The sequence below is a fragment of the Pseudomonas fluorescens genome (genome assembly GCF_000967965.1).
Taxonomy (GTDB): Bacteria; Pseudomonadota; Gammaproteobacteria; order Pseudomonadales; family Pseudomonadaceae; genus Aquipseudomonas; species Aquipseudomonas grandcourensis.
The window spans coordinates 181333-204110 of the sequence record NZ_LACC01000023.1 but is presented as its reverse complement, the minus strand read 5'-3'; the positions used below and the strand labels follow the sequence as shown (position 1 = coordinate 204110).

Sequence of the window (22778 nt, the reverse complement as noted above, 5' to 3'; positions counted from 1 at the left end):
ATAAACAAAAGCCCCTGAATCTCGCGATTCAGGGGCTTTTTCGTATCGATGGATTTCAGTCGCGCAGATCCGATTCATGAATCGGCTGCTCACGATGAGTCGCCCGCTGATACTGCGCCGGCCATACGGCCTTGTGCCCGCCCAGGTCGTCATCCGCGTGCAGCGCCCAGTACGGATCGCGCAACAACTCACGGGCCAGGAAGATGATGTCCGCCTGACAGGTACGCAGGATGTGCTCGGCCTGGGCCGGCTCGGTAATCATGCCGACTGTGCCGGTGGCCATGCCCGATTCCTTGCGCACACGCTCGGCGAAGCGGGTCTGGTAACCCGGTCCAGTGGGAATCTCCGCATTCGCCGCCGTCCCGCCCGACGAGACGTCGATCAGGTCGACCCCCTGGGCTTTGAGGCGGCGTGCCAGCTCCACGGTTTCATCGGGGTTCCAGCCGTCTTCCACCCAGTCGGTGGCCGAGACCCGGACAAACACCGGCAACTCTTCAGGCCACACCGCGCGCACCGCTTCGGTGACCTGCAGCACCAGCCGAATACGATTTTCGAACGAACCGCCATATTGATCGCGACGTTGATTGCTCAACGGCGACAGGAATTGATGCAGCAGGTAACCATGGGCCGCGTGCACTTCGACCACCTTGAAACCGGCCGTCAGTGACCGCTTTGCCGCATCGACAAAGGCCTGGATGACCTTGGCGATCTCGCCGTCATCGAGTTGCCTGGGTTGGGTGTGCTGTGGATCGAATGCAATCGGTGAAGGGCCGACCGGCACCCAGCCACCCTCATCGGGCTTGACGCTGCCATGCTTGCCGAGCCACGGCCGGTAGGTGCTGGCCTTGCGCCCGGCATGGGCCAGCTGAATGCCGGCAACGGCGCCCTGGGCGTTGATGAAGCGGGTGATGCGTTGCAGGGGTTCAATCTGTTCGTCATTCCACAGACCGAGGTCCTCGGCCGTGATACGCCCGTCGGCGGTGACCGCCGTGGCTTCGGTAAACACCAGCCCGGCCCCGCCGACAGCGCGGCTGCCGAGGTGGACCAGGTGCCAGTCATTGGCCAGGCCATCGGCACTGGAGTACTGGCACATCGGCGATACCGCGATGCGGTTGGGCAGGGTCAATTGGCGAAGGGTAAAGGGTTCAAGCAGCAGACTCATGGGGCACCTCTCGAATCAGTGGGCAGGCTCCAGGTTCTGTTTGAATAGTCGACGAGTGACAGGAAAAAGGTACAACACCCGCCCCCGCGGGCAAAAAATTCGACAAGACGTCACAAGGCCAAAATCAAGCAGTGCTTAGAGCCTAGTCGACATCGACGGATCAGGGAGGGCTCAAGAATTGAAACACTTCAATCAGCGTTCAATGCGACCTCTGTGGCGAGGGAGCTTGCTCCCGCTGGGTGGCGTAGCCACCCCAAAACCTGTCACTGCGGACTATCAAAATAACCACGTCTGACCATTTGGGTGTGCTGCGCGCACCAGCGGGAGCAAGCTCCCTCGCCACAAAAGCTACCGCGGTTCGATGTGGGCAATCATCAGTTGAACCGTCTCGTTGCCACGAAACTCGTTGAGGTCGAGCTTGTAGGCCAGTTCCACCCACTTGATGGTCGGATTCGGCCAGATGTCGCGGTCGATCCCGAAGGCAATGCCGTCGAGCTTCACCGAACCACATTCACTTTTGAGCACGACTTTAAGGTGCCGCTCGCCAACGACACGCTGCTCGACCAACTGGAACACCCCATGAAACAACGGCTCCGGGAAGTGCTGGCCCCAAGGGCCGGCATGCCGCAGGGCACGGGCCAGTTCCAGGTGGAACTCTTCCACCGCCAGGGTGCCGTCCGACAACAGGCGGCCCGTCAGGTCTTCCTCGCGCAGTTGCCGGCGCACTTCAGCGTCGAAGGCTTCGGCGAACAAGGGGAAATTCGCTTCCGGCAGCGTCAGGCCGGCCGCCATCGCGTGGCCACCGTATTTGGTAATCAGATTCGGATGCTGCGCCGCCACCACGCTCAAGGCGTCGCGGATGTGAAAGCCCTGGACCGAACGCCCCGAGCCCTTGAGCAGGCCATCCCCGGCATCGGCAAAGGCGATGGTCGGGCGGAAATAGCGCTCTTTCATCCGTGACGCGAGGATACCGATGACACCCTGGTGCCACTCGGGATCGAACAGGCACAAGCCGAACGGCATCGACTCCACCGGCAGATCCTTGAGCTGCGCCAGCGCTTCACGCTGCATGCCTTGCTCGATGGATTTGCGATCCTGGTTCATGCCGTCCAGTTGCGCCGCCATCTCACGGGCCAGACCTGCGTCTTCGGTCAGCAGGCATTCGATACCCAGGCTCATGTCATCCAGGCGCCCTGCGGCGTTCAGGCGTGGGCCGACAATGAAACCCAGATCGGTGGACGTGATGCGCGCATGATCGCGCTTGGCCACTTCGAGGATCGCCTTGATCCCCGGCCGGGCACGTCCGGCGCGAATCCGTTCCAGGCCCTGATGCACCAGAATCCGGTTGTTGGCATCCAACGGCACCACGTCGGCCACACTGCCCAGAGCCACCAGATCAAGCAGTTCGCCGATATTCGGCTGCGGCTTGCTTGTGTACCAGCCGAGTTCGCGCAATCGCGCGCGCAGGGCCATCAACACATAGAAAATCACCCCGACACCGGCCAGCGCCTTGCTCGGAAACTCGCAACCTGGCTGGTTCGGATTGACGATGGCATCGGCCAGCGGCAGCTCGTCGCCGGGCAAGTGGTGGTCGGTGACGAGCACCTTGAGCCCGGCCTTTTTCGCCGCTGCCACGCCTTCGACGCTGGAGATGCCGTTGTCGACGGTGATCAACAAATGCGGCTGACGCTCGAGCGCCACCGCGACGATTTCAGGTGTCAGACCGTAGCCGTAATCGAATCGGTTGGGCACCAGATAATCGACATGTGCCGCACCCAGCAAACGCAGGCCCAGCGTGCCCACGGTGCTGGCCGTCGCGCCGTCGGCATCAAAGTCGCCGACGATCAGGATGCGCTGGCGCTGTTCGAGCGCAGTCACCAGCAAATCCACCGCTGCATCGATGCCCTTGAGTTGCTGGAACGGAATCAACCGCGCCAGGCTCTTGTCCAGTTCCGCCTCGGACAGCACGCCCCGAGCCGCGTACAGGCGGGTCAACAGCGGCGGAATATCACCGAGGAATGGCAGGGTGTCGGGCAGCAGGCGAGGTTCGATGCGCATGGGGTGAAAGATGCTTCTCTTCAATACGTAGGATAAAACCGGGTGACGCGGGGCAGCAGCGAAAAATCAGCCGCGCTCACCGGCCAGCCACTGCAACTGAACTTCGTGCTGACCACGGTCGTCGGTGACGAAAATCGTCCCTTCGCTGATCATCACGTCCCACTTGATAACGCGGGGCATGTCTTTGGCCAGGGTTTCCAGGACCTCCTGAGGCACGGCAGCGATGTTGACGTTCTTCAGGTTTTTCACCGCCGGCACCACTTTGCCTTCCCACACGCGCAGGCTGCCGTAGGCCAGCAGGCTGGTGCGTTCAGTGCGGCGCGAGCACCAGGTCAGGCGCTCGGCATCCGGCTGGCCGACTTCTATCCAGTGCAGGACGCGGTCATCCAGGCTTTTTTCCCACAAGGCCGGTTCATCCACTTCCGACAGACCACGGCCAAAAGACAGCTGCTCGTTGTACCAGAGGGCGTAGGCCAGCAGGCGCACGGTCATACGCTCTTCGGTTTCCGAAGGATGACGGGCGATGGTCTGCTTTACGCTCTCATAGACGCTGCGGTCGAGGTCGGTGAGGTTCAGTTCAAACTTGTAGGTCGTGGACGGCTGGGCCATGAACGGGCTTCTTGATACGAGGAAAGGCGGCAAGTCTAACCGATGCGACGGGCAATCCACGAATTGAACACAATCAAGCTGGAGCGTCGGACAGTCGGCTATGCTAAAACGCTCTATTCGCCCAACTTTTGCCCCACAGGATCCAGCATGCCGTTCACCGCCAAACCGCTTTCCGGTCTGAAAGTCATCGAATTGGGCACCTTGATTGCCGGCCCGTTTGCCTCGCGCATTTGCGCGGAATTCGGTGCCGACGTGATCAAGATCGAATCCCCGGACGGCGGTGATCCATTACGCAAATGGCGCAAGTTGTATGAAGGCACTTCGTTGTGGTGGTTCGTCCAGGCCCGCAACAAAAAGTCCCTGACCCTCAATCTCAAACACTCCGACGGTCAGGCGATCCTGAAACAGCTGCTGGGTGAGGCAGACATCCTGATCGAAAACTTTCGTCCCGGGGTCCTGGAAAAACTCGGCCTGGGCTGGGACGTCCTGCACGCCTTGAACCCGAAACTGGTCATGGTGCGGCTATCAGGTTTCGGACAGACCGGCCCGATGAAGGATCAGCCCGGCTTTGGCGCGGTCGGTGAGTCCATGGGGGGCCTGCGCTACATCACCGGCTTCGAAGACCGGCCACCGGTGCGCACCGGCATTTCCATCGGCGACTCGATTGCCGCGCTCTGGGGCGTGATTGGCGCGTTGATGGCCCTGCGTCATCGCGAAGTCAACGGCGGCCAGGGGCAAGTGGTGGACGTGGCGCTGTACGAAGCCATCTTCGCGATGATGGAAAGCATGGTCCCGGAGTTCGACGTGTTCGGCTTCATCCGTGAACGCACGGGCAATATCATGCCGGGCATCACCCCGTCCTCGATCCACACCAGCGCCGATGGCAAGCACGTGCAGATCGGCGCCAATGGCGACGCGATTTTTAAACGCTTCATGCTGATCATTGGCCGGGAAGACCTGGCCAACGACCCCCTGCTTGCCAGCAACGATGGCCGCGATGCCCGACGCGACGAGATTTATGGCGTCATCGATCGCTGGGTCAACTCGTTGCCGCTGGACAGGGTGCTGGCGCAGCTCAATCAGGCCGAGGTGCCGGCCAGCCGGATCTTCAGCGCCGAAGACATGTTCAATGACCCTCAGTACCTGGCGCGGGAAATGTTCCTGCAAGCCAAGCTGCCGGACGGCAAAGACTTCAAGATGCCGGGCATTGTGCCGAAACTCTCAGAGACACCCGGGGAATGTGAATGGGTCGGGCCACAACTGGGTGAGCACAACGCACAGGTACTCCAGGAACTTGGCTATGACGCGACGCAGATCGCACAGTTGCGCAAAGACGGAGCCATCTGAACTGAGGCGCCTGCCTGCATGGGCCATTGGACACTGCCCGTCACTCGGCGGGTGGCTGCTGTGCGTGCTGGCGATGTCGCTCCTGCTCCTTGAACCGGTCCCCTCAGCCCTGGCGCAAACCAGGGAAACCCTGATCTGGCTCAAGCGCGACCTGCCGCCGCTGACAATCTTCGACGGTCCGAAAAAGGGCCAGGGCGTTATCGATCAACTGCTTCCACTGTTGATTGCCGGCATGCCGCAATACCAGCACAACGTGATGAGGGTCAATCGCGCGCGTGGGTTGCAAATGCTCCACGAGCCGTCCCTCGTCTGCGACGCGGCGCTGAACTGGAGCAAGGAACGGGAACAGTGGATCGCCTTTTCCATTCCGGTCTTTCGCGCCATGAGCAATGGCCTGGCCGTGCGGCGCGTCGACCAGAAAGTGCTGGCACCCTTTATCAAGGACGGCGAAGTGGACCTGGCGGCGCTGCTCGCCAGCGGCAGCGAAAAGCTGGGGATCATTGCCGAGCGCAATTACGGCGAATACCTCGACGGGCTGCTCAAGCAAGCGCCAGCCGACGCGCTGACCGCTCATTACGGCAACGACGCCTTGGGCAGCCTGCTGCAGATGCAGCGCCTGGGACGCTTGCGTCTGCTGTTGGGTTATCGCCCGGAAATTCGCTACCAGGCCTCGCTGCAAGGCATTGCCGAGGATGAATTGCAGTTCTATCCGATCCGTGGCACGGGCAAATACCTGTCCGGCTACATCGGTTGCACCGACACCCCCAAGGGCCGGCAGGCCATTGTCGAGATCAACCAGGTGCTGCGTACCCTTCCCCGTGAACGACTTGACGAGGCCTACGCCGCCTGGCTGGATCCGGAGAGTCGCAGCGATTACCTGAAAGACACCAAGGCGTTTTTCGACAATCTGGTGCAACCCTGACAAATCCCGGGCAAAAGAAACCCCGAGAAGTGGGGAGACGACCCGGGGTTAAACATGGTCCGTTTGGAGACCAGTAGCAGCAAGCTACAAGCACCGGAGCACAATGCTTGATCCTGCTGTTACAAAGTCTGACTGACCTGGGCGCGGGAAGGTTCCCGTAAAAATCCGTTCAATTGCGACTGGCCAGCAGCTTGTCCTGCGCCGCATTGCGCAATGCCGCGATGACACAAGGCTCAAGGCGTCCCTCAGCGATCAGCACGTCGCGATGCAAGCCGTCGACCACATCCGTCAACAGGCGTTTGTCATTCAACTGGGCCTGATTGAACTCGCGCTCGACCACGGTCGCGCCGATAGCATTCTTCAGGGTCACCCGGCATTCGCCACGAATGCCTGACGGGGTCAACGTAACCTGATACGGGCTCAGCGCCTCACCGAGCAACAGACTGATACTTTCCATCCCGATCACCACTCAATAGTCCGAAAACAACGTGCCTGGGGCATGCCTACAACAAATGACCGCTGGCCCGAGAAGAAAGTTCTGGATACCGACCGCAGGCGAACCTGCAACCCAGTCAAGTGAGCATGCACGGCGAACATGACAGAGAAAAAACGCCACCATCACGTTTGTCGGGTGCGCCGGGCGATGTCGGCCCAGCCTCCCAACAATCCTCGCAGCTGGCCATCGGCCGTGTAAAACGGCACTGTCCACTGGTAGATATCCCTGACACCGTCCTTGAACATCAATTGACGCTCAAAAAAGCGCGTCCTTCGTGTACTCAATTGCGTCATGTACTCGGCATGCAGCAGTTCCGCGGTTTGCCTGGGCATGGCATCGACCTCGAACAACTGCCGCCCCTGCATCCGGTCAAAACGCGTCGACAAGGCGTCCTCATAACTTTTGTTGCACATGATCAAGCGCCCTTGCAGATCACGGACAAACATCGGGTCAGGCATGGCATCCATCAGGGCATGCTGGAAGGCGAGCTGATCACGCAGACTGCTTTGGGCCTCGACCCGTTGCCTGACGACCACCGCCAACCGCCGATTCCAGAGCAGGGAAAGCAGACCGAACAGGCTGACCACCAACACGCCCCAGCAAACCCACCGGTCAATCCGCTGCCAGAGGCCAGGCGCCTGTGGCACGGTAGCGCCGCCGAACCACTTCCGGCGAAGGTCGCGCAACTCCTGTTCAGGAAACGCCTCCAGCGCCTTGTTGAGGATACTCAGCAGCTGCGGCTGGCCTTTACGCACCGCCAGATAATCCGCATCCCATTTGCCCGGTACCACGGCGCCGATCTGTAGCCGGCCCGACGGAATAAGCTGGGCACCGATTTCGCTTTCGATGGTGGCGTAGGCTTCACCGCTTTCCACCCAGGCACGGGCCTCGGCGTAGGTTTTAACCGAACGCAACTCGATGGACGGGTAATTGCGACGGATCATCGCTTCCAGTGCATGCCGGGTCGGTAGCACCAGTACCCGCTTCGTCATGTCCTCCAGCGACTGCACCGGCGGTGCCCCGGCCTGCCCGACAAAGACCCATCCTGCACCGCCGTACGCATGACTGAAATCGAGAAACGCCTTGCGTTCGTCATTCATCGCCAGGGTCGTACTCAAATCCGCAGCGCCGCTTTCCAGATGGGCCAGCATCTGATCGGTGGAAAAAGACTCCTGGTAAACGAACTGCAACCCCGTCATGTCACTGATGCGCTTGAGCAGGTCACTGTTCAAGCCCGTCCATCGGCCATGTTCATCCTTGAACAGGTACAACGGGTATTCCAGTGCCGTGACCACGACCCGTGGATGGCTGGCCATCCACTGCAACTCCTGGTCATCCAGCACGATCATGGAACGTGCGACAGACTTTCCACGCTCCTGAATCGATGCAGGGCTCGCCCCTCCCCATTCGGCGATTCCCAGCATGCCGAATAAAAACAGCCAGCGCGCGACTGGCTTGAACACACTTGTAAACAGCATTCCCACGTCCTTGGTGATCCATTCGCCTGTCCCTTCGCGGCGATAACACGACAAGTGTGCATGCAGAAATGAAAAAGCCCGTCAGGAGACGGGCTTCAAAATGTTACAGCGCTGACCGGTTACAGCGGCTTGCCGCGGTTGCCATGCTGACTGACAAAGGCCTGCACGGCCTTCAGGTCATTTGGCAATATGGTGCAACGTTCGTCTCGCTCAAACAAATCAGAAAGATGTACCGGCAGTTCGAGCGTTTTTCCTACACCGGCTTTTTCCACGGCGTCCGGGAATTTGACCGGGTGGGCGGTGCCCAGGATCACCATTGGAATGTCCAGGCTACGACGGCATTCCCGCGCAGCTTTCACGCCGATGGCCGTGTGTGGATCCAGCACTTCACCAGTCTGCTCGTAGACTTCGGCGATGGTTTCGCAGGTTTGTGCGTCATCCACGGCCAGCGAGTCGAACAACTTGCGGGCTTCGGTCCAGCGCTCTTGCTCGACGCTGAAACCGCCACCCTGCTTGAACGAATCCATCAGCCCGGCGATGGCCGCGCCGTTGCGACCATGCAGGTCGAACAGCAGGCGTTCGAAGTTCGACGACACCATGATGTCCATGGACGGCGACAGCGTGGCGTGCAGGGTTTCCTTGACGTACTGGTTGCCGCTCATGAAGCGGTGCAGGATGTCGTTGCGGTTGGTGGCGACGATCAACTGGTTGATCGGCAGGCCCATGTTGCGCGCCAGGTAACCGGCGAAGATGTCGCCGAAGTTGCCGGTCGGCACCGAGAACGACACCGAACGCGCCGGGCCGCCCAGTTGCAGGGCTGCGTGGAAGTAGTAAACGATCTGGGCCATGATCCGCGCCCAGTTGATCGAGTTCACGGCGACCAGGCGAGTGCCCTTGAGGAAGCCCTGGTCGGCGAAGCTCGCCTTGACCATTTCCTGGCAGTCATCGAAGTTGCCTTCGATGGCGATGTTGTGGATGTTCTCACCGAAGATGGTGGTCATCTGCCGACGCTGCACTTCGGACACCCGGTTGTGCGGATGCAGGATGAAGATGTCGACGTTTTCGCAGTGCTTGCAGCCTTCGATGGCGGCCGAGCCGGTATCACCGGAGGTGGCGCCGACAATCACCACGCGCTCGCCGCGCTTTTCCAGCACGTAGTCGAGCAGGCGACCGAGCAATTGCAGGGCGAAGTCCTTGAACGCCAGGGTCGGGCCGTGGAACAGCTCCAGCACCCATTCGTTGCCGTTCAGCTGACGCAGCGGCGCAACGGCGCTATGGGCGAATACACCATAGGTTTCTTCAAGAATCTTTTTGAAATCGGCGTCCGGAATGCTGCCGGTGACGAACGGGCGCATGACGCGGAAAGCCAGCTCGTGATACGGCAGGCCGGCCCACGAAGCGATTTCTTCCTGGGTGAAACGTGGCAGGTTTTCCGGGACGTACAGACCGCCGTCGGTGGCAAGGCCTGCCAGCAGGACGTCTTCGAAATTCAGGGCCGGTGCCTGGCCGCGGGTACTGATGTAGCGCATGTTTTCAAACCTTCGGTTTGAGCTTCAAGCTTCAAGCTTCAAGCTTCAAGCTGAGCATCACTGGCTTCTGGCTTGCAGCTTGGAGCTGATAGCTTGCAGCTGTTTTAGTTAAGGTGCTCGACACGGATCCGTACGACCGGACCGACCACACCCGCCAAGGCTTCCAAAGCAGCGATGGCATCGTTGATGTGCTGTTCCAGCACGCGGTGGGTCAGCAGGATCATCGGCACCAGGCCGTCGTGCTCCTCGGCTTCCTTCTGCATGATCGACTCGATGTTGATGCCGCGCTCCGAGAGGATGCTCGCGACCTGAGCCAATACGCCCGGATGGTCCTTGGCCTGAATGCGCAGGTAGTAGGCACTTTCGCAGGCTTCGATCGGCAGGATCGGGTGATCCGACAGTGAATCCGGTTGGAATGCGAGGTGCGGCACGCGGTTTTCCGGGTCGGAAGTCATGGCGCGGACCACGTCCACCAGGTCGGCGATCACCGACGAAGCGGTCGGCTCCATGCCGGCACCAGCACCGTAGAACAGGGTCGAACCGGCAGCATCACCGTTGACCATCACCGCGTTCATCACGCCGTTGACGTTGGCGATCAGGCGATCGGCCGGGATCAGCGTCGGGTGCACGCGCAGTTCGATACCGGCCGCGGTGCTGCGCGCCACGCCCAGGTGCTTGATGCGGTAGCCCAGCGCTTCGGCGTAGTTGACGTCGGCGGTGGTCAGCTTGGTGATGCCTTCGGTGTAAGCCTTGTCGAACTGCAACGGAATACCGAACGCGATGGACGCCAGGATCGTCAGCTTGTGAGCCGCGTCGATACCCTCGACGTCGAAGGTCGGATCGGCTTCGGCGTAACCCAGGGCCTGGGCTTCGGCCAATACGTCTTCGAAGGTGCGACCCTTCTCGCGCATTTCCGTCAGGATGAAGTTACCGGTGCCGTTGATGATGCCGGCTACCCAGTTGATGCGGTTGGCGGACAGGCCTTCGCGGATCGCCTTGATCACCGGGATGCCACCGGCCACCGCCGCTTCGAACGCAACGATCACGCCCTTCTCGCGGGCCTTGGCGAAAATTTCATTACCGTGAACGGCGATAAGCGCCTTGTTCGCGGTGACCACATGCTTGCCATTCTCGATGGCCTTGAGTACCAGCTCGCGGGCAACGGTGTAGCCGCCCATCAGCTCTATAACGATGTCGATCTCAGGGTTCGTGGCCACTTCGAAGACATCGTTGGTAATCGCAATACCGGTCGTTTGGAACTGAGGCTTTGGCGTGCGCATGGCAATTTGTGCCACTTCGATCCCACGCCCGGCACGACGAGCAATTTCCTCGGCGTTGCGCTGAAGTACGTTGAAGGTACCGCCACCGACGGTTCCTAACCCACAGATGCCTACTTTGACCGGTTTCACTGTGAACTCCCCATAAAACGGCCGACTCGAGGCCGGCCGTGAAAACAACCGCTTACTCGCGGCTCTCTATTGATGGCCCGGCGAATGTCGCTGCCGGACCATGATCGTCAAGGCTTGCCGTGACGATGCGAATTTACTTCGCGCCCAGCGCCAGTTTGGCGACTTGTGGCGCAGGCTGGTAGCCCGGAATGACCTGACCGTCGGCCAAAACGATGGCCGGTGTGCCGTTCACGCCGATCGACTGGCCGAGTGCGAACTGTTTGGAAACCGGGTTATCGCACTTGGCGGCCTTGATTTCCTTGCCGTCGACCATTTTGTCCATGGCCGCTTTCTTGTCTTTCGAGCACCACACCGCTTGCAGTTGCTCGTCACCCGGCGAGCCCAGGCCCTGGCGCGGGAACGCGACGTAGCGCACTTCGATGCCGCGCTTGTTCAGCTCAGGCACTTCGGCGTGCAGCTTGTGGCAGTACGGGCAGGTGGTGTCGGTGAATACGGTGATGTGCGACTTGGTTTCGCCAATGGCCGGGTAGACAACGGTTTCGGCAACCGGGATGTCGTTGATCAGCTTGGAGATGCCCAGGCGCTCGGTCTTCTCGGTCAGGTTGACCGGCTTGCCGTCCTTGAGATCGAACAGGTAGCCCTGGACCACGTACTGGCCATCGGCGCTGGCGTACAGCACGCGGCTGCCCTTGAGCTTGACTTCATACAGGCCTGGCAACGGGCTGGCGGTGATGCTCTCTACCGGCACTTCGAGCTGGAGGTTTTCCAGGCTTTTACGAATGGCTTTGTCGGCCGCGTCATCGGCGACGGCAAAGGTGCTGACCAACGCAATGGCTGCGGCGGCGAAAATCTGGGTCAGACGCATGAGAACTCCTGAAGGCGAACATATGGGACGATCAGAACGCCCGTGCCGAAACACCGGGTCATAACCGCCCATCGTGCAAACCGGCCCAGCCTATCACATAAGGTCCACATGGCCGAATGCACCTGATGCAAGACATTTGTGGCGACACAATCCCCTGTGGGAGCGAGCCTGCTCGCGATGACGGCATCACATCCAGAACATGTATCGACTGTCAGGCCGCTATCGCGAGCAAGCTCGCTCCCACAGGTTTTTCGGTTATCCCCGCGGATGATGTTTGGCATGCAAATCCTGCAACCGCGCCCGGGCAACATGGGTGTAGATCTGCGTCGTCGACAAATCGCTGTGCCCCAGCAGCATCTGCACCACCCTCAGGTCTGCGCCGTGGTTGAGCAGGTGCGTGGCGAAGGCATGGCGCAAGGTGTGCGGCGACAGCGACTTGCCGATCCCGGCCACCTTGGCCTGGTGCTTGATCCGGTGCCAGAAGGTCTGGCGGGTCATCTGCTCGCCACGCAGACTTGGGAACAACACGTCGCTGGGACGTCCGCCCAGCAGCTCGCCGCGGGCATCACGCATGTAGCGCTCGACCCAGACAATCGCCTCCTCGCCCATCGGCACCAGCCGCTCCTTGCTACCCTTGCCCATTACCCGCAACACGCCTTGACGCAAATTGACTTGTTCCAGGGTGAGGCTGATCAGCTCAGTCACCCGCAAGCCACAGGCATACAGCACTTCAAGCATGGCCCGGTCGCGCTGACCGATGGCCTCGCTCAAGTCAGGCGCCTTCAGCAAGGCTTCCACATCCGCCTCAGACAAGGACTTTGGCAACGGCCTGCCGAGTTGCGGCATATCAACGCGTAATGTCGGATCGACCGAGATCATCTTTTCCCGCAGCAGGTAACGATAAAAGCCACGCACACCCGAGAGAAATCGCGCAGTGGAACGTGGCTTGTAGTTTTGCTCCAGGCGCCAGGCCAAGTGGTCGAGTATCAACTCGCGACCGGCATTGACCAGCTCCAGTCCTTTGTCCTGTAACCAGCCGTTGAACAGCGTCAGGTCACTGCGATAGGCATCGCGGGTGTTATCGGAAAGGCCTTTCTCCAGCCACAAGGCATCGAGGAATTGGTCTATCAGCGGGTGATCGATGGCAGGCATGGGCACTCGAATCACGCAGCCTTGGGACTGCGCACAAAATTAAAATTGGACATGGAAACGGCCGCTAGTCTTTCATAGGCCGCGATTTCAAGGAACAGGGAGCAGCAATGAGCGAGCAGCAGATTTTATTGGCATTTGGCGGGATAGGCGCGGCGGCGCTGCTTTGCCAATGGCTGGCCTGGCGTTTGAAATTGCCGGCGATTCTATTCCTGCTGCTGACCGGCATCCTGGCCGGCCCCGTGCTGCATTTGCTCGACCCTCAGGAGATGTTCGGACCACTGTTGATGCCGCTGGTGTCCCTGGCAGTGGCGCTGATCCTGTTCGAAGGCAGCCTGACTCTGCATCTGTCCGAATGGCGCGAAATCGGCAGCGTCGTCCATCGCTTGGTCACCATTGGCGCCCTCTCCACCTGGGTGGTCATTGCTGTCGCCACTCACTGGCTGCTGGATTTCGACTGGATGCTGGCCATCCTGTTCGGCAGCCTGACCCTGGTGACCGGGCCGACCGTGATCGTGCCGATGCTGCGCGTCGTGCGCCCGAAAGCGTCGATTGCCAACATCCTGCGCTGGGAAGGCATTGCCATCGACCCCATCGGTGCCCTGCTGGCGGTGGTCGTCTATAGCTTCATCATCGCCAGCTCCAAAGGTAACGGCCTCGAGGAAAGCCTGCTGACCTTCGGTGGCGTGATTCTGTGCGGCAGCCTGTTCGGTGTTTTTGGTGGCTGGTTGCTCGGTACCCTGATTCGCCGTCAGTGGCTGCCGGAATACCTGCACAACCTGGCAGCGCTCGCGGCAGTCCTGAGTATTTTCATTGGCTCCAACGAAGTCACCAACGAATCCGGGTTGCTGGCCGTGACCTTGATGGGCATGTGGCTGGCCAACATGAAAGGCGTGGACGTGCGGCACATCCTGCACTTCAAGGAGAACCTCAGCGTGCTGCTGATCTCCGGCCTGTTCATTCTGCTGGCGGCCCGGCTGGACCTGAACGCCATGATCGGCCTTGGGCCTCTGGTGCTGATTTTGCTGCTGGTAATTCAGTTCATCGCCCGCCCTTTGAATGTGCTGCTGAGCACGGCGGGCTCCAGCCTGGGTTGGCGCGAGCGAGCGTTGCTGGCATGGATTGCCCCAAGGGGCATCGTGGCAGCGGCGGTGTCGGCCATCTTCGCCATTCGCCTGCATGACGCCGGTCATCAGGGAGCGTTGCTGCTGGTGCCGCTCACCTTTGCGGTGATCATCGGCACGGTGGTGTTGCAAAGCGCGACGGCACGACCGCTGGCACGCCTGCTGAAGGTGGCGGAACCGGCACCGAGCGGTTTCCTGATCATCGGCGCCAACGGACCTGCGCGCACGCTGGGTAAGGCACTGCAACAGCTGGGCAGTCGCGTACTGTTGACGGATTCGAGCTGGGAAAACATTCGTGCAGCGCGGATGGAAGGCTTGCCGACCTATTTTGGCAACCCAGCGTCGCAACATGCCGATGCGCATCTGGACCTGGTCGGCCTCGGGCATTTGCTGGCGCTGTCACCCTCCGGCGAGATGAACACCCTGGCGCTGATGCGGTTTCGTCATGAACTGGGCCATCAACGCATGTTCGGCCTGGCCAGCGGCCAGGAAAGCCGCCGCACCGACAAGCACCGTACCAGCCTGGAACATCGCGGCAATCAACTGGGCAGCGAAGCGCTGACCTACGCCAAGCTCGCCAGCCAATTGAGCCAGGGCTCAGAGCTGTACAGCACAACGTTGACGGACGGTTTCAGTTGGGACGATTACCGCGCGCTGCATGGCGAGCGTGCGACCCTGCTGTTCGTGCGCGACGACAGCGGTTGGGTGCACGTGGTAACGCCGGCAAGCACGATCAAGCCCGCGGCGGGGTGGACGTTGTTGGCGTTGATTCAGCCGGAGACGAGCAGCGCCTGACAGAACGATCCGCCCTGTAGGAGCTGGCTTACCAGCTCCTACAGGGTGGGGTAAATCGCAGGCAACAAAAAAGCAGCCCGCAGGCTGCTTTTTTTGCATCGGAAGCTGGACTTAAGCCAGTTTTTCCTTGATGCGAGCTGCTTTACCCGACAGGTCACGCAGGTAGTACAGCTTGGCTTTACGTACGTCACCGCGACGCTTGACAGCCATGCTGTCGATTTGCGGGGAGTAGGTCTGGAAAGTACGCTCTACGCCAACACCGTTGGAGATTTTACGAACGGTGAATGCACTGTTTACGCCGCGGTTACGCTTGGCGATAACAACACCTTCGAACGCTTGCAGACGCGAACGGTCGCCTTCCTTCACTTTCACCTGAACGACAATGGTGTCGCCCGGGGCAAAGGTAGGGATCTCTTTGGTCATCTGCTCTGCTTCGAGTGCAAGGATGATTTTGTTAGTCATGCTGTGCTCCTAAGGTAAATCGTCGGATCTACCATCGATACGTTGTTAACTATCGTCCCGCTCGCGGATGTATTCCTCGAGCAGCTTCTTCTCTTCTCCAGAAAGCGAGCGGCTTTCCAGAAGATCGGCGCGTCGTTCAAAGGTCCGACCAAGGGACTGCTGTAAACGCCAACGCCGGATGTGCGCGTGATTGCCACTTAGCAATACGTCGGGAACACGCTGATCCGCATACACCTCCGGTCGGGTGTAGTGCGGGCAATCCAGCAAACCATCCGTAAAGGAATCTTCCTCGGCGGAGTCCGCATGCCCTAAAGCTCCAGGCAGCAGTCGTGTAACCGCATCGATCAGGACCATCGCCGGCAGCTCGCCGCCAGACAGTACATAGTCGCCAATCGACCACTCTTCATCGACATGAGCATCAATAAAACGCTCGTCAATGCCTTCATAGCGGCCGGCAATCAGGATCAATGCATCCAGATTCGCCAACTCACGTACCGCCGACTGAGTCAGTTGACGGCCTTGGGGGGACAGGTAAATTACCTTCGCCGCCTCCCCGGCTGCTGCCTTGGCCTGAACCAGAGCATCTTCCAGGGGCTTGATCTTCATCACCATGCCCGGACCACCGCCAAACGGGCGATCGTCCACAGTGTGATGTCGATCCGTCGTGTAGTCTCGCGGATTCCAACAGGTGAGCTGCAAGAGCCCCTGTTTCACCGCCCGACTGGTGATGCCGTACTCGCTGATGGCGGAAAACATCTCGGGAAACAGACTGATCACTTCTACGCGCAAGTTAGCCACGCTTAGAAATCCGCGTCCCAATCCACCTTCATCTCGCCCGCGGCCAGGTCGATGGCCAACACGCATTGCTCCGTATAGGGCAACAGGCGTTCGCGATCATCCAGGCTGCCAGCGCAAGGCTTGACCACCATGACATCGTTCGAGCCGGTCTCCAGCAGGTGATCGATTTTCCCGAACAGTTGTCCGAGGGTGTCGATGACCTTGAGACCTTCCAGCTGGTACCAGTAGTACTCGCCGTCGGTGAGTTCAGGGAACAGGTTGCGCGGCACGCAGATCTCATAACCGGCCAGAAGACGAGCTTCTTCGCGATCATCGAGATCCTTGAGCTTTGCGACCAGGAACTTGTCGTTCCCGCGTCCGCTGACCAGCTCTACCTGCTTTACATTACCGTCACGCTTGAGCGTCCAGGTTTTGTAGTCCAGCAGGTTTTTAATCGGATCAGTAAAGGAGTACACCTTCACTTCGCCGCGAACGCCGTGAACAGAATAAATCTTGCCGATAACGATCAAATCATCAGCAATGGCAGGCGTCGCGTTCATATTGCTCAGGCCGCAGCCTTAGCAGATTCCTTCAACAACTGAGCAACGCGCTCAGAAGGTTGTGCACCAACGCTCAGCCAGTAGGCTACGCGCTCTTGGTTCACGGACAGACGAACTTCCTGACCACGGGCAACAGGGTTGAAGTAGCCAACCTGTTCCTTGTGCGAACCGTCGCGCGGGTTGCGGCTGTCGGTTACGGTCAAGTGGTAAAACGGGCGCTTTTTGGAGCCGCCAAGGGCAAGACGGATTGTTAGCATGTGAACATCGTTCCTGTAGTCGGTGCTGCAAATCTAAAGGCACAGCGGGCATGGGTGCCCGAAAGGCCGCATATTCTAAGGAATATCCGGACTTTTGCAAATGACTTTTTCCGGCGGTCTATCGGCCGCCATGCAGATTTGCTATAGAGCCGTCGTTGAAAACGGCCGGTCAGCTCCCGCCAAGTGCGGGTTTGCTGTGTATCCCACGTCCGTGTGGGTTAGCGCCGGTGCGACGACCGGCGCAGATTCGTGTGTCCTTTCTCGCCAATACGCTCACATTTTGGCGAGTGACTGGTGCCCTCAGGCAAGGCGCCGCGACGAGTCATAGCCCGCTATGGCGAGGAGCGGCAACGCCGCATGAGGGCACCAGACGCCGCCAAAATTGAGCAGTATTGGCGTGAAAGGACACTATATTTTCGGCATGCCGCCGCCGGGTAGCATTCCACCCATGCCGCGCATCATCTTGGCCATTCCGCCTTTCGCGGAGAACTTCTTCATCATCTTCTGCATCTGCTTGTGCTGCTTGATCAAGCGGCCGATGTCCTGCACCTGGGTGCCGGAGCCCATGGCGATCCGGCGCTTGCGCGAACCGCTGATCATCTCAGGGTCGCGGCGCTCGGCCGGGGTCATGGAGTTGATGATGGCTTCCATCTGTTTGAATTGCTTCTCTGCCGCGCCTTGGGCATTGCCCATTTGCGCCAGGTTCACGCCACCCATGTTCGGCAGCTTGTCCATGAGCCCGCCGAGGCCGCCCATGTTTTTCATCTGTTGCAGCTGGTCGCGGAAGTCTTCGAGGTCGAAGCCCTTGCCCTTCTTCAGCTTCTTGGCCAGTTTGTCGGCCTTGTCCTTGTCGAGGGTCGCTTCCGCCTGCTCGATCAGGCTGAGCACGTCGCCCATGCCGAGGATGCGCGAGGCGATACGCTCAGGGTGGAACGGATCGAGCGCTTCGCTCTTCTCGCCCATACCGATGAACTTGATCGGCTTGCCGGTAATGGCTCGCACCGACAGCGCGGCACCGCCACGGGCGTCGCCGTCGACCTTGGTCAGGATCACACCGGTCAGCGGCAATGCATCGCCGAAGGCCTTGGCCGTGTTGGCGGCGTCCTGGCCGGTCATGGCGTCGACCACGAACAGGGTTTCTACCGGGTTGATCGCGGCATGCAGTGCCTTGATCTCGCCCATCATCTCTTCATCGATGTGCAGGCGACCGGCGGTATCGACGATGACCACGTCGATGAATTTGAGTTTTGCCTCTTTAATAGCCGCTTGCGCGATCTCGACCGGCTTCTGGCTCAGGTCGGACGGGAAGAAGGTAACGCCGACTTCACCGGCAAGCATTTCCAGCTGTTTGATCGCCGCTGGACGATAAACGTCGGCGGACACGACCATGACGGACTTCTTCTTGCGCTCTTTAAGGAAGCGCGCGAGTTTGCCGGCGGTGGTGGTTTTACCCGCGCCCTGCAAACCGGCCATCAAAATGACCGCTGGCGGCACGGCGCTCAGGTTCAAATCTTCGTTGGCCGCGCCCATCAGGCTTTCGAGTTCGGCCTGGACGATTTTCACGAAGGCCTGGCCCGGCGTCAGGCTGCGCGACACCTCGGTGCCTACGGCGCGTTCCTTGACCGAATTGACGAAGTCCTTGACCACCGGCAGGGCGACGTCGGCTTCAAGCAACGCCATACGCACTTCACGCAGGGTGTCTTTGATGTTGTCTTCAGTCAGCTTTGCCTTGCCGGTGACATGGCGCAGCGTCTGCGAGAGACGGTCGGTTAAGTTTTCAAACATTGCGCGATCCTTTCAGGCCCTGTGTAGACCGGGATAATGGCGGCCCGGACCGGACTAAACGTGTGCTCGGCGAGCCTGCGGCGTGGGCAGGTCGCGGATTATAGCGAAGACTGTGGCCGGCGGACACCTCGCTGTCAGGTTGCGCGGTCTTTCGTGTGGCGGGGGTTCTATGCCAAACTCAGCGACTTTCGGGCTTGCCTAACAGGATTTATGCTCCCCTTGTCACCCAGCTTGCTAACTACCCTCGCCGCCGCCTGCTTGTATGCCGCTGCGACCATTTACCAGGGCACTCGCCTGGCGTCCGGCGCCAAGGTCAACAAACGCCTGCTGGTCATGCTCGGCGTGCTCGCCGTATTGGCCCACAGCGTCAGCCTGCTCACCCACCTGCTGACCCCGACCGGCCTGGCCCTGGACTTCTTCAGTGCCGCCAGCCTGATTGCCGTGGCGGTCATCGCGCTGACCCTGCTGGCCTGCTCGCGGATTCCGGTGGAGAACCTGCTGGTCCTGCTTTTCCCGCTTGGGGCCCTGACCGTGTTGCTGGCGCACTTTGCCCCCGCCGGCACGGTACAGGTCATCGATGAGGAGCCGGGCATCCTCGCCCACATCCTGCTTTCGATTCTGGCCTACGGCATGTTCACCATCGCGGTGTTCCAGTCCTTGCTGCTGCTGATTCAAGACCACCAGCTCAAGCACAAGCACCCGTCCGGGCTGATCAAGAACTTCCCGCCGCTGCAAACCATGGAAAGCCTGCTGTTCGGTTTCCTCTGGGCCGGCTGGACGCTGTTGTCGCTATCGCTGATTTCCGGCTGGCTGTTCGTCGAGAACCTGTTCGCCCAGCATCTGGTGCACAAAACCCTGCTGGCCTGCCTGGCCTGGGTCGTTTTCAGCGTGCTGCTGTGGGGACGCAATCGCCTCGGCTGGCGCGGGCACAAAGCCATTCGCTGGACCCTGGCCGGTTTTTGCCTGTTGATGCTGGCGTATTTCGGCAGCAAGCTGGTTCGTGAATACATCCTGCATATCTGACGGGCGGCATTAATGGACGACTTGCCCATAGGGCCGATGCTCGCGGTAGTGACCCTGCTGGTTTTATGGTCGGGGCTGTTTACCGCCATCGAAGCGGCGCACCAGCATTTGCTGGCCCAGCGCACCGCAACGCGTTCCAGCGACAAACCGGTGGCGAAACTCAGCTTTCCCCTGGCCAGCCTGATTTTTTGCAACACCCTGTGCCGTGCACTGGTGGTGGTCATCAGCACCTTGCTGGCCATGTTCACCTGGGCCGAGAACGGCCCGTGGGTCGCCTGCCTCGGGGCGGGCGCCATTTTGCTGGTGTTTTCCGACTATTTGCCACGCACCCTCGCCGCTCGCTATCCGGATGCGATCCTGGCCCAGGGCAACAACCTGCTGCGGGTGCCGCTGAAAATCATCTATCCCGCGGCATGGCTGCTCAGCAGCATCAGTCAGTTGCTGACGCGGCCATTCGCCCGTAAAGCCAAAGTGGTGCAACAGAGTGAGGACGAAACGCTGACGGAGCGGCATGCGCCCTCCGAAACCGTAAGCCGCCCTCACCCGCTGCCAGGCATCCATGCGCTGGACAACATCACCGTCAATGACATCCTGGTACCGCGCAGCGACGTGGATGGCATCAATCTCGATGACTCCATCGAAGAAATCATCGAACAATTGCGCCACAACAGACGTACTCGCCTGCCGGTGTTCCACAGTGATATCAACCAGGTCGAAGCTGTCCTCAACACCCGGCACATCCTTCACTTGCTGCCCGATGCGAGCCTGACCAGGGAAGCCTTGCTGGCGGCCAGCCACGAGCCGTACTTCGTGCCGGAAAGTACGCCGTTGCAGCTGCAACTGCTCAACTTCCACAAGCAGCAGCGGCGCCTGGGCATGGTGGTCGACGAATACGGTGAAGTGCTGGGCATCGTCACCCTGGAAGACATTCTCGAAGAAATCGTCGGCGAGTTCGAAAGCCAGCAGAGCCTGGACAATCCGCACATTCATCCGCAAGCCGACGGGCGCCTGGTGATCGACGGTGCCGCGTCCATTCGCGAGCTGAACAAGAGCCTCGGCTGGCACCTGCCCAGCGATGGCCCGAAAACCCTGAACGGCCTGGTCACCGAGGCGCTGGAAACCATTCCTGAAAGCGCGGTGTGCCTGAAGATCGGCCGGTATCGCCTGGAAATTCTCGAGACCGAGGACAACCGTGTCACGCGGGTGCTGATCTGGCAGACCAGCTCGATGCCTGTGGTTATCTAACGCCTGGCGCAAATCCCTGTGGCGAGGGGGCTTGCCCCCGTTGCGCTGCGAAGCAGTGCTAAACCATACAACTACTTTTCATCTGGTACACCGTGGCTGCCGACTTTACGACTGCTTCGCAGCCGAACGGGGGCAAGCCCCCTCGCCACAATGTCCTCGCAAGCACTCTTGCTCGATCGTTAGCCACCTTCCTATAATCGAAGCGCTTACCCAAGCCTTGCCGGCCCCGTGCTTACCCCGCACTTCGCAGCTTCCGGCCTGTCCACCAGCAAAGTCCGCAACAAACCGACGACTGTTCCTACCTTGAACAGCGACCGTTCCTCCACCCACATCCCTGGGTTCTCGACCATAATAATTCGCTCCACTGGAGCACATGACTGTCAGGGATAACCGCATGACGACCAGCACGACTTACAGCGACTCCACACCCACGCAACCAACGAACTCCGCCACCCGCGTGGCCACCGCGAGCTTCATCGGGACCGCCATCGAGTTCTACGACTTCTACGTCTATGCCACCGCCGCCGCGCTGGTGATCGGCCCGGTGTTCTTTCCGCAGACATCCGGTACCGCCCAGATGCTTTCGGCGTTTCTCACGTTCGGCATCGCCTTCCTTGCGCGCCCCTTGGGTTCGGCCCTTTTCGGTCACTTCGGCGACCGTATCGGCCGCAAGTCGACCCTGGTCGCCTCGCTGCTGCTGATGGGTGTGTGCACCACGCTGATCGGCGTGCTGCCGGGATACGACAGCATTGGCGCCTGGGCACCGATCCTGCTTTGCGTCCTGCGCTTCGGCCAAGGCCTTGGTTTGGGCGGTGAATGGGGTGGCGCGGCATTGCTGGCCACGGAGAACGCGCCGAAAGGCAAACGCGCGTGGTTCGGCATGTTCCCGCAGCTGGGTCCATCCATCGGCTTTCTGGCGGCCAACGGCCTGTTCCTGACCCTGGCCGTGGTGCTGGACGATGAACAGTTCCGCTCATGGGGCTGGCGTATTCCGTTTCTGCTCAGCGCCGCACTGGTGATGGTCGGCCTTTACGTGCGCCTCAAGCTGCATGAGACCCCGGTATTCGCCAACGCCATGGCGCGTCAGGAACGAGTGAAGATCCCCCTGTTCGAGCTGTTTGGCCAATACTGGGCGCCCGTATTGCTGGGCGCCGGGGCGATGGTCGTGTGCTACGCGCTGTTTTACATCTCCACCGTGTTTTCCCTGAGTTACGGTGTGGCAACACTCGGCTACAGCCGCGAAACCTTCCTCGCCCTGCTGTGCTTCGCGGTGCTGTTCATGGCTGCCGCCACCCCGCTGTCGGCCTGGGCCAGCGACCGTTACGGACGCAAACCGGTGCTGATCATCGGCGGTGTACTGGCGATCCTGTCCGGCTTCCTCATGGAGCCGCTGTTGACCCAAGGCTCGACCTGGGGTGTGGCGTTGTTCCTGTGCATCGAACTGTTTCTGATGGGCGTGACGTTTGCGCCGATGGGTGCGCTGCTGCCGGAGCTGTTCCCCACCCACGTGCGCTACACCGGCGCCTCGGCGGCCTACAACCTGGGCGGTATCGTGGGTGCTTCCGCGGCGCCGTTCTTCGCCCAGAAACTGGTGGCGATGGGCGGGTTGAGCTATGTCGGCGGTTACGTGTCCGGAGCGGCGGTGCTGAGTTTGATTGCGGTGCTGTGCCTGAAGGAAACGCGGCATAACGACCTGAATCAGGTTGTCTGACAGATAGTCATCGCG

20 protein-coding genes are annotated in these 22778 nt (G+C 60.3%); 6 read left to right on the top strand and 14 right to left on the bottom strand.

Going from position 1 to position 22778, the window contains the following annotated elements; genetic code table 11:
* Nucleotides 1-55: 55 nt before the first annotated feature.
* The 3 genes from VC35_RS19305 to VC35_RS19295 all read right to left on the bottom strand — a co-directional run bounded on the left by VC35_RS19305 (nt 56) and on the right by VC35_RS19295 (nt 3829).
* Entirely contained in the window at nt 56-1162 is a 1107-nt protein-coding gene (locus VC35_RS19305; RefSeq protein WP_046042003.1) for an NADH:flavin oxidoreductase/NADH oxidase, read from the bottom strand.
* Nucleotides 1163-1510: 348 nt separating this feature from the next.
* Nucleotides 1511-3220 carry a single-stranded-DNA-specific exonuclease RecJ gene (recJ, locus tag VC35_RS19300; protein ID WP_046042001.1) on the bottom strand — a complete coding sequence of 570 codons (1710 nt, stop codon included), beginning with the start codon at nt 3218-3220 and terminating at the stop codon, nt 1511-1513.
* Between the two features lie 66 nt (nt 3221-3286).
* The gene (locus VC35_RS19295; RefSeq protein WP_007971297.1) at nt 3287-3829 is read right to left on the bottom strand and encodes a YaeQ family protein; all 543 of its coding nucleotides are present in this window, start codon (nt 3827-3829) and stop codon (nt 3287-3289) included.
* A gap of 147 nt (nt 3830-3976) precedes the next feature.
* On the opposite strand from VC35_RS19295, the gene VC35_RS19290 reads away from it, so the two are divergent.
* Together VC35_RS19290 and VC35_RS19285 are read left to right on the top strand one after the other, a co-directional pair.
* Nucleotides 3977-5176 carry a CaiB/BaiF CoA transferase family protein gene (locus tag VC35_RS19290; protein WP_046042000.1) on the top strand — a complete coding sequence of 400 codons (1200 nt, stop codon included), beginning with the start codon at nt 3977-3979 and terminating at the stop codon, nt 5174-5176.
* Nucleotides 5130-6098, top strand: coding sequence for a TIGR02285 family protein (locus tag VC35_RS19285; RefSeq protein ID WP_046041998.1), 969 nt, complete (start codon nt 5130-5132; stop codon nt 6096-6098). The genes VC35_RS19290 and VC35_RS19285 overlap by 47 nt, the downstream gene beginning before the upstream one ends.
* A gap of 169 nt (nt 6099-6267) precedes the next feature.
* Here VC35_RS19285 and VC35_RS19280 read toward each other — a convergent pair whose 3' ends face one another.
* The 6 genes from VC35_RS19280 to xerD all read right to left on the bottom strand — a co-directional run bounded on the left by VC35_RS19280 (nt 6268) and on the right by xerD (nt 13027).
* Nucleotides 6268-6555: a DUF3509 domain-containing protein gene (locus VC35_RS19280; protein WP_046041997.1), complete on the bottom strand. Its 288-nt coding sequence runs from the start codon at nt 6553-6555 to the stop codon at nt 6268-6270.
* Nucleotides 6556-6716: 161 nt separating this feature from the next.
* Nucleotides 6717-8072 carry a transporter substrate-binding domain-containing protein gene (locus tag VC35_RS19275; protein ID WP_046041996.1) on the bottom strand — a complete coding sequence of 452 codons (1356 nt, stop codon included), beginning with the start codon at nt 8070-8072 and terminating at the stop codon, nt 6717-6719.
* Nucleotides 8073-8191: 119 nt separating this feature from the next.
* Nucleotides 8192-9601, bottom strand: coding sequence for a threonine synthase (gene thrC, locus VC35_RS19270; RefSeq protein WP_046041995.1), 1410 nt, complete (start codon nt 9599-9601; stop codon nt 8192-8194).
* Between the two features lie 104 nt (nt 9602-9705).
* Entirely contained in the window at nt 9706-11010 is a 1305-nt protein-coding gene (locus VC35_RS19265; protein WP_046041994.1) for a homoserine dehydrogenase, read from the bottom strand.
* A gap of 133 nt (nt 11011-11143) precedes the next feature.
* On the bottom strand, nt 11144-11875 hold the full coding sequence (dsbC, locus tag VC35_RS19260) for a bifunctional protein-disulfide isomerase/oxidoreductase DsbC (RefSeq protein WP_007990033.1): 732 nt from the start codon (nt 11873-11875) through the stop codon (nt 11144-11146).
* A 255-nt stretch (nt 11876-12130) separates the two neighbouring features.
* Complete coding sequence (xerD, locus tag VC35_RS19255; protein WP_046041993.1) at nt 12131-13027, bottom strand: site-specific tyrosine recombinase XerD; 897 nt, start codon at nt 13025-13027, stop codon at nt 12131-12133.
* Nucleotides 13028-13134: 107 nt separating this feature from the next.
* On the opposite strand from xerD, the gene VC35_RS19250 reads away from it, so the two are divergent.
* On the top strand, nt 13135-14943 hold the full coding sequence (locus VC35_RS19250) for a cation:proton antiporter (RefSeq protein WP_046041992.1): 1809 nt from the start codon (nt 13135-13137) through the stop codon (nt 14941-14943).
* A gap of 111 nt (nt 14944-15054) precedes the next feature.
* Here the strand turns inward: VC35_RS19250 and rplS are convergent, their stop codons facing one another.
* From rplS to ffh, 5 genes are all read right to left on the bottom strand, one after another.
* Complete coding sequence (gene rplS, locus VC35_RS19245; protein WP_003175895.1) at nt 15055-15405, bottom strand: 50S ribosomal protein L19; 351 nt, start codon at nt 15403-15405, stop codon at nt 15055-15057.
* A 45-nt stretch (nt 15406-15450) separates the two neighbouring features.
* Nucleotides 15451-16203, bottom strand: a complete 753-nt coding sequence (trmD, locus tag VC35_RS19240; RefSeq protein WP_007897583.1) for a tRNA (guanosine(37)-N1)-methyltransferase TrmD — start codon at nt 16201-16203, stop codon at nt 15451-15453.
* Nucleotides 16204-16205: 2 nt separating this feature from the next.
* Nucleotides 16206-16742 (bottom strand): ribosome maturation factor RimM, encoded by a 537-nt coding sequence (gene rimM, locus VC35_RS19235; protein ID WP_046041991.1) that lies wholly within the window; start codon nt 16740-16742, stop codon nt 16206-16208.
* Nucleotides 16743-16747: 5 nt separating this feature from the next.
* A complete protein-coding gene (rpsP, locus tag VC35_RS19230; RefSeq protein ID WP_007972721.1) occupies nt 16748-16999 on the bottom strand; it encodes a 30S ribosomal protein S16 in 252 nt (83 codons plus the stop codon).
* A gap of 408 nt (nt 17000-17407) precedes the next feature.
* Nucleotides 17408-18784: a signal recognition particle protein gene (ffh, locus tag VC35_RS19225; RefSeq protein WP_046041990.1), complete on the bottom strand. Its 1377-nt coding sequence runs from the start codon at nt 18782-18784 to the stop codon at nt 17408-17410.
* Nucleotides 18785-18994: 210 nt separating this feature from the next.
* Here ffh and VC35_RS19220 point away from each other — a divergent pair, with 210 nt between their 5' ends.
* The 3 genes from VC35_RS19220 (at nt 18995) to VC35_RS19210 (ending at nt 22763) form a co-directional block, all read left to right on the top strand.
* Nucleotides 18995-19807, top strand: a complete 813-nt coding sequence (locus VC35_RS19220; RefSeq protein WP_046041989.1) for a cytochrome C assembly family protein — start codon at nt 18995-18997, stop codon at nt 19805-19807.
* 12 nt (nt 19808-19819) lie between these two features.
* A complete protein-coding gene (locus tag VC35_RS19215) occupies nt 19820-21052 on the top strand; it encodes a transporter associated domain-containing protein (protein WP_046041988.1) in 1233 nt (410 codons plus the stop codon).
* A 394-nt stretch (nt 21053-21446) separates the two neighbouring features.
* Nucleotides 21447-22763: an MFS transporter gene (locus tag VC35_RS19210; protein ID WP_046041987.1), complete on the top strand. Its 1317-nt coding sequence runs from the start codon at nt 21447-21449 to the stop codon at nt 22761-22763.
* Nucleotides 22764-22778: the final 15 nt, after the last annotated feature.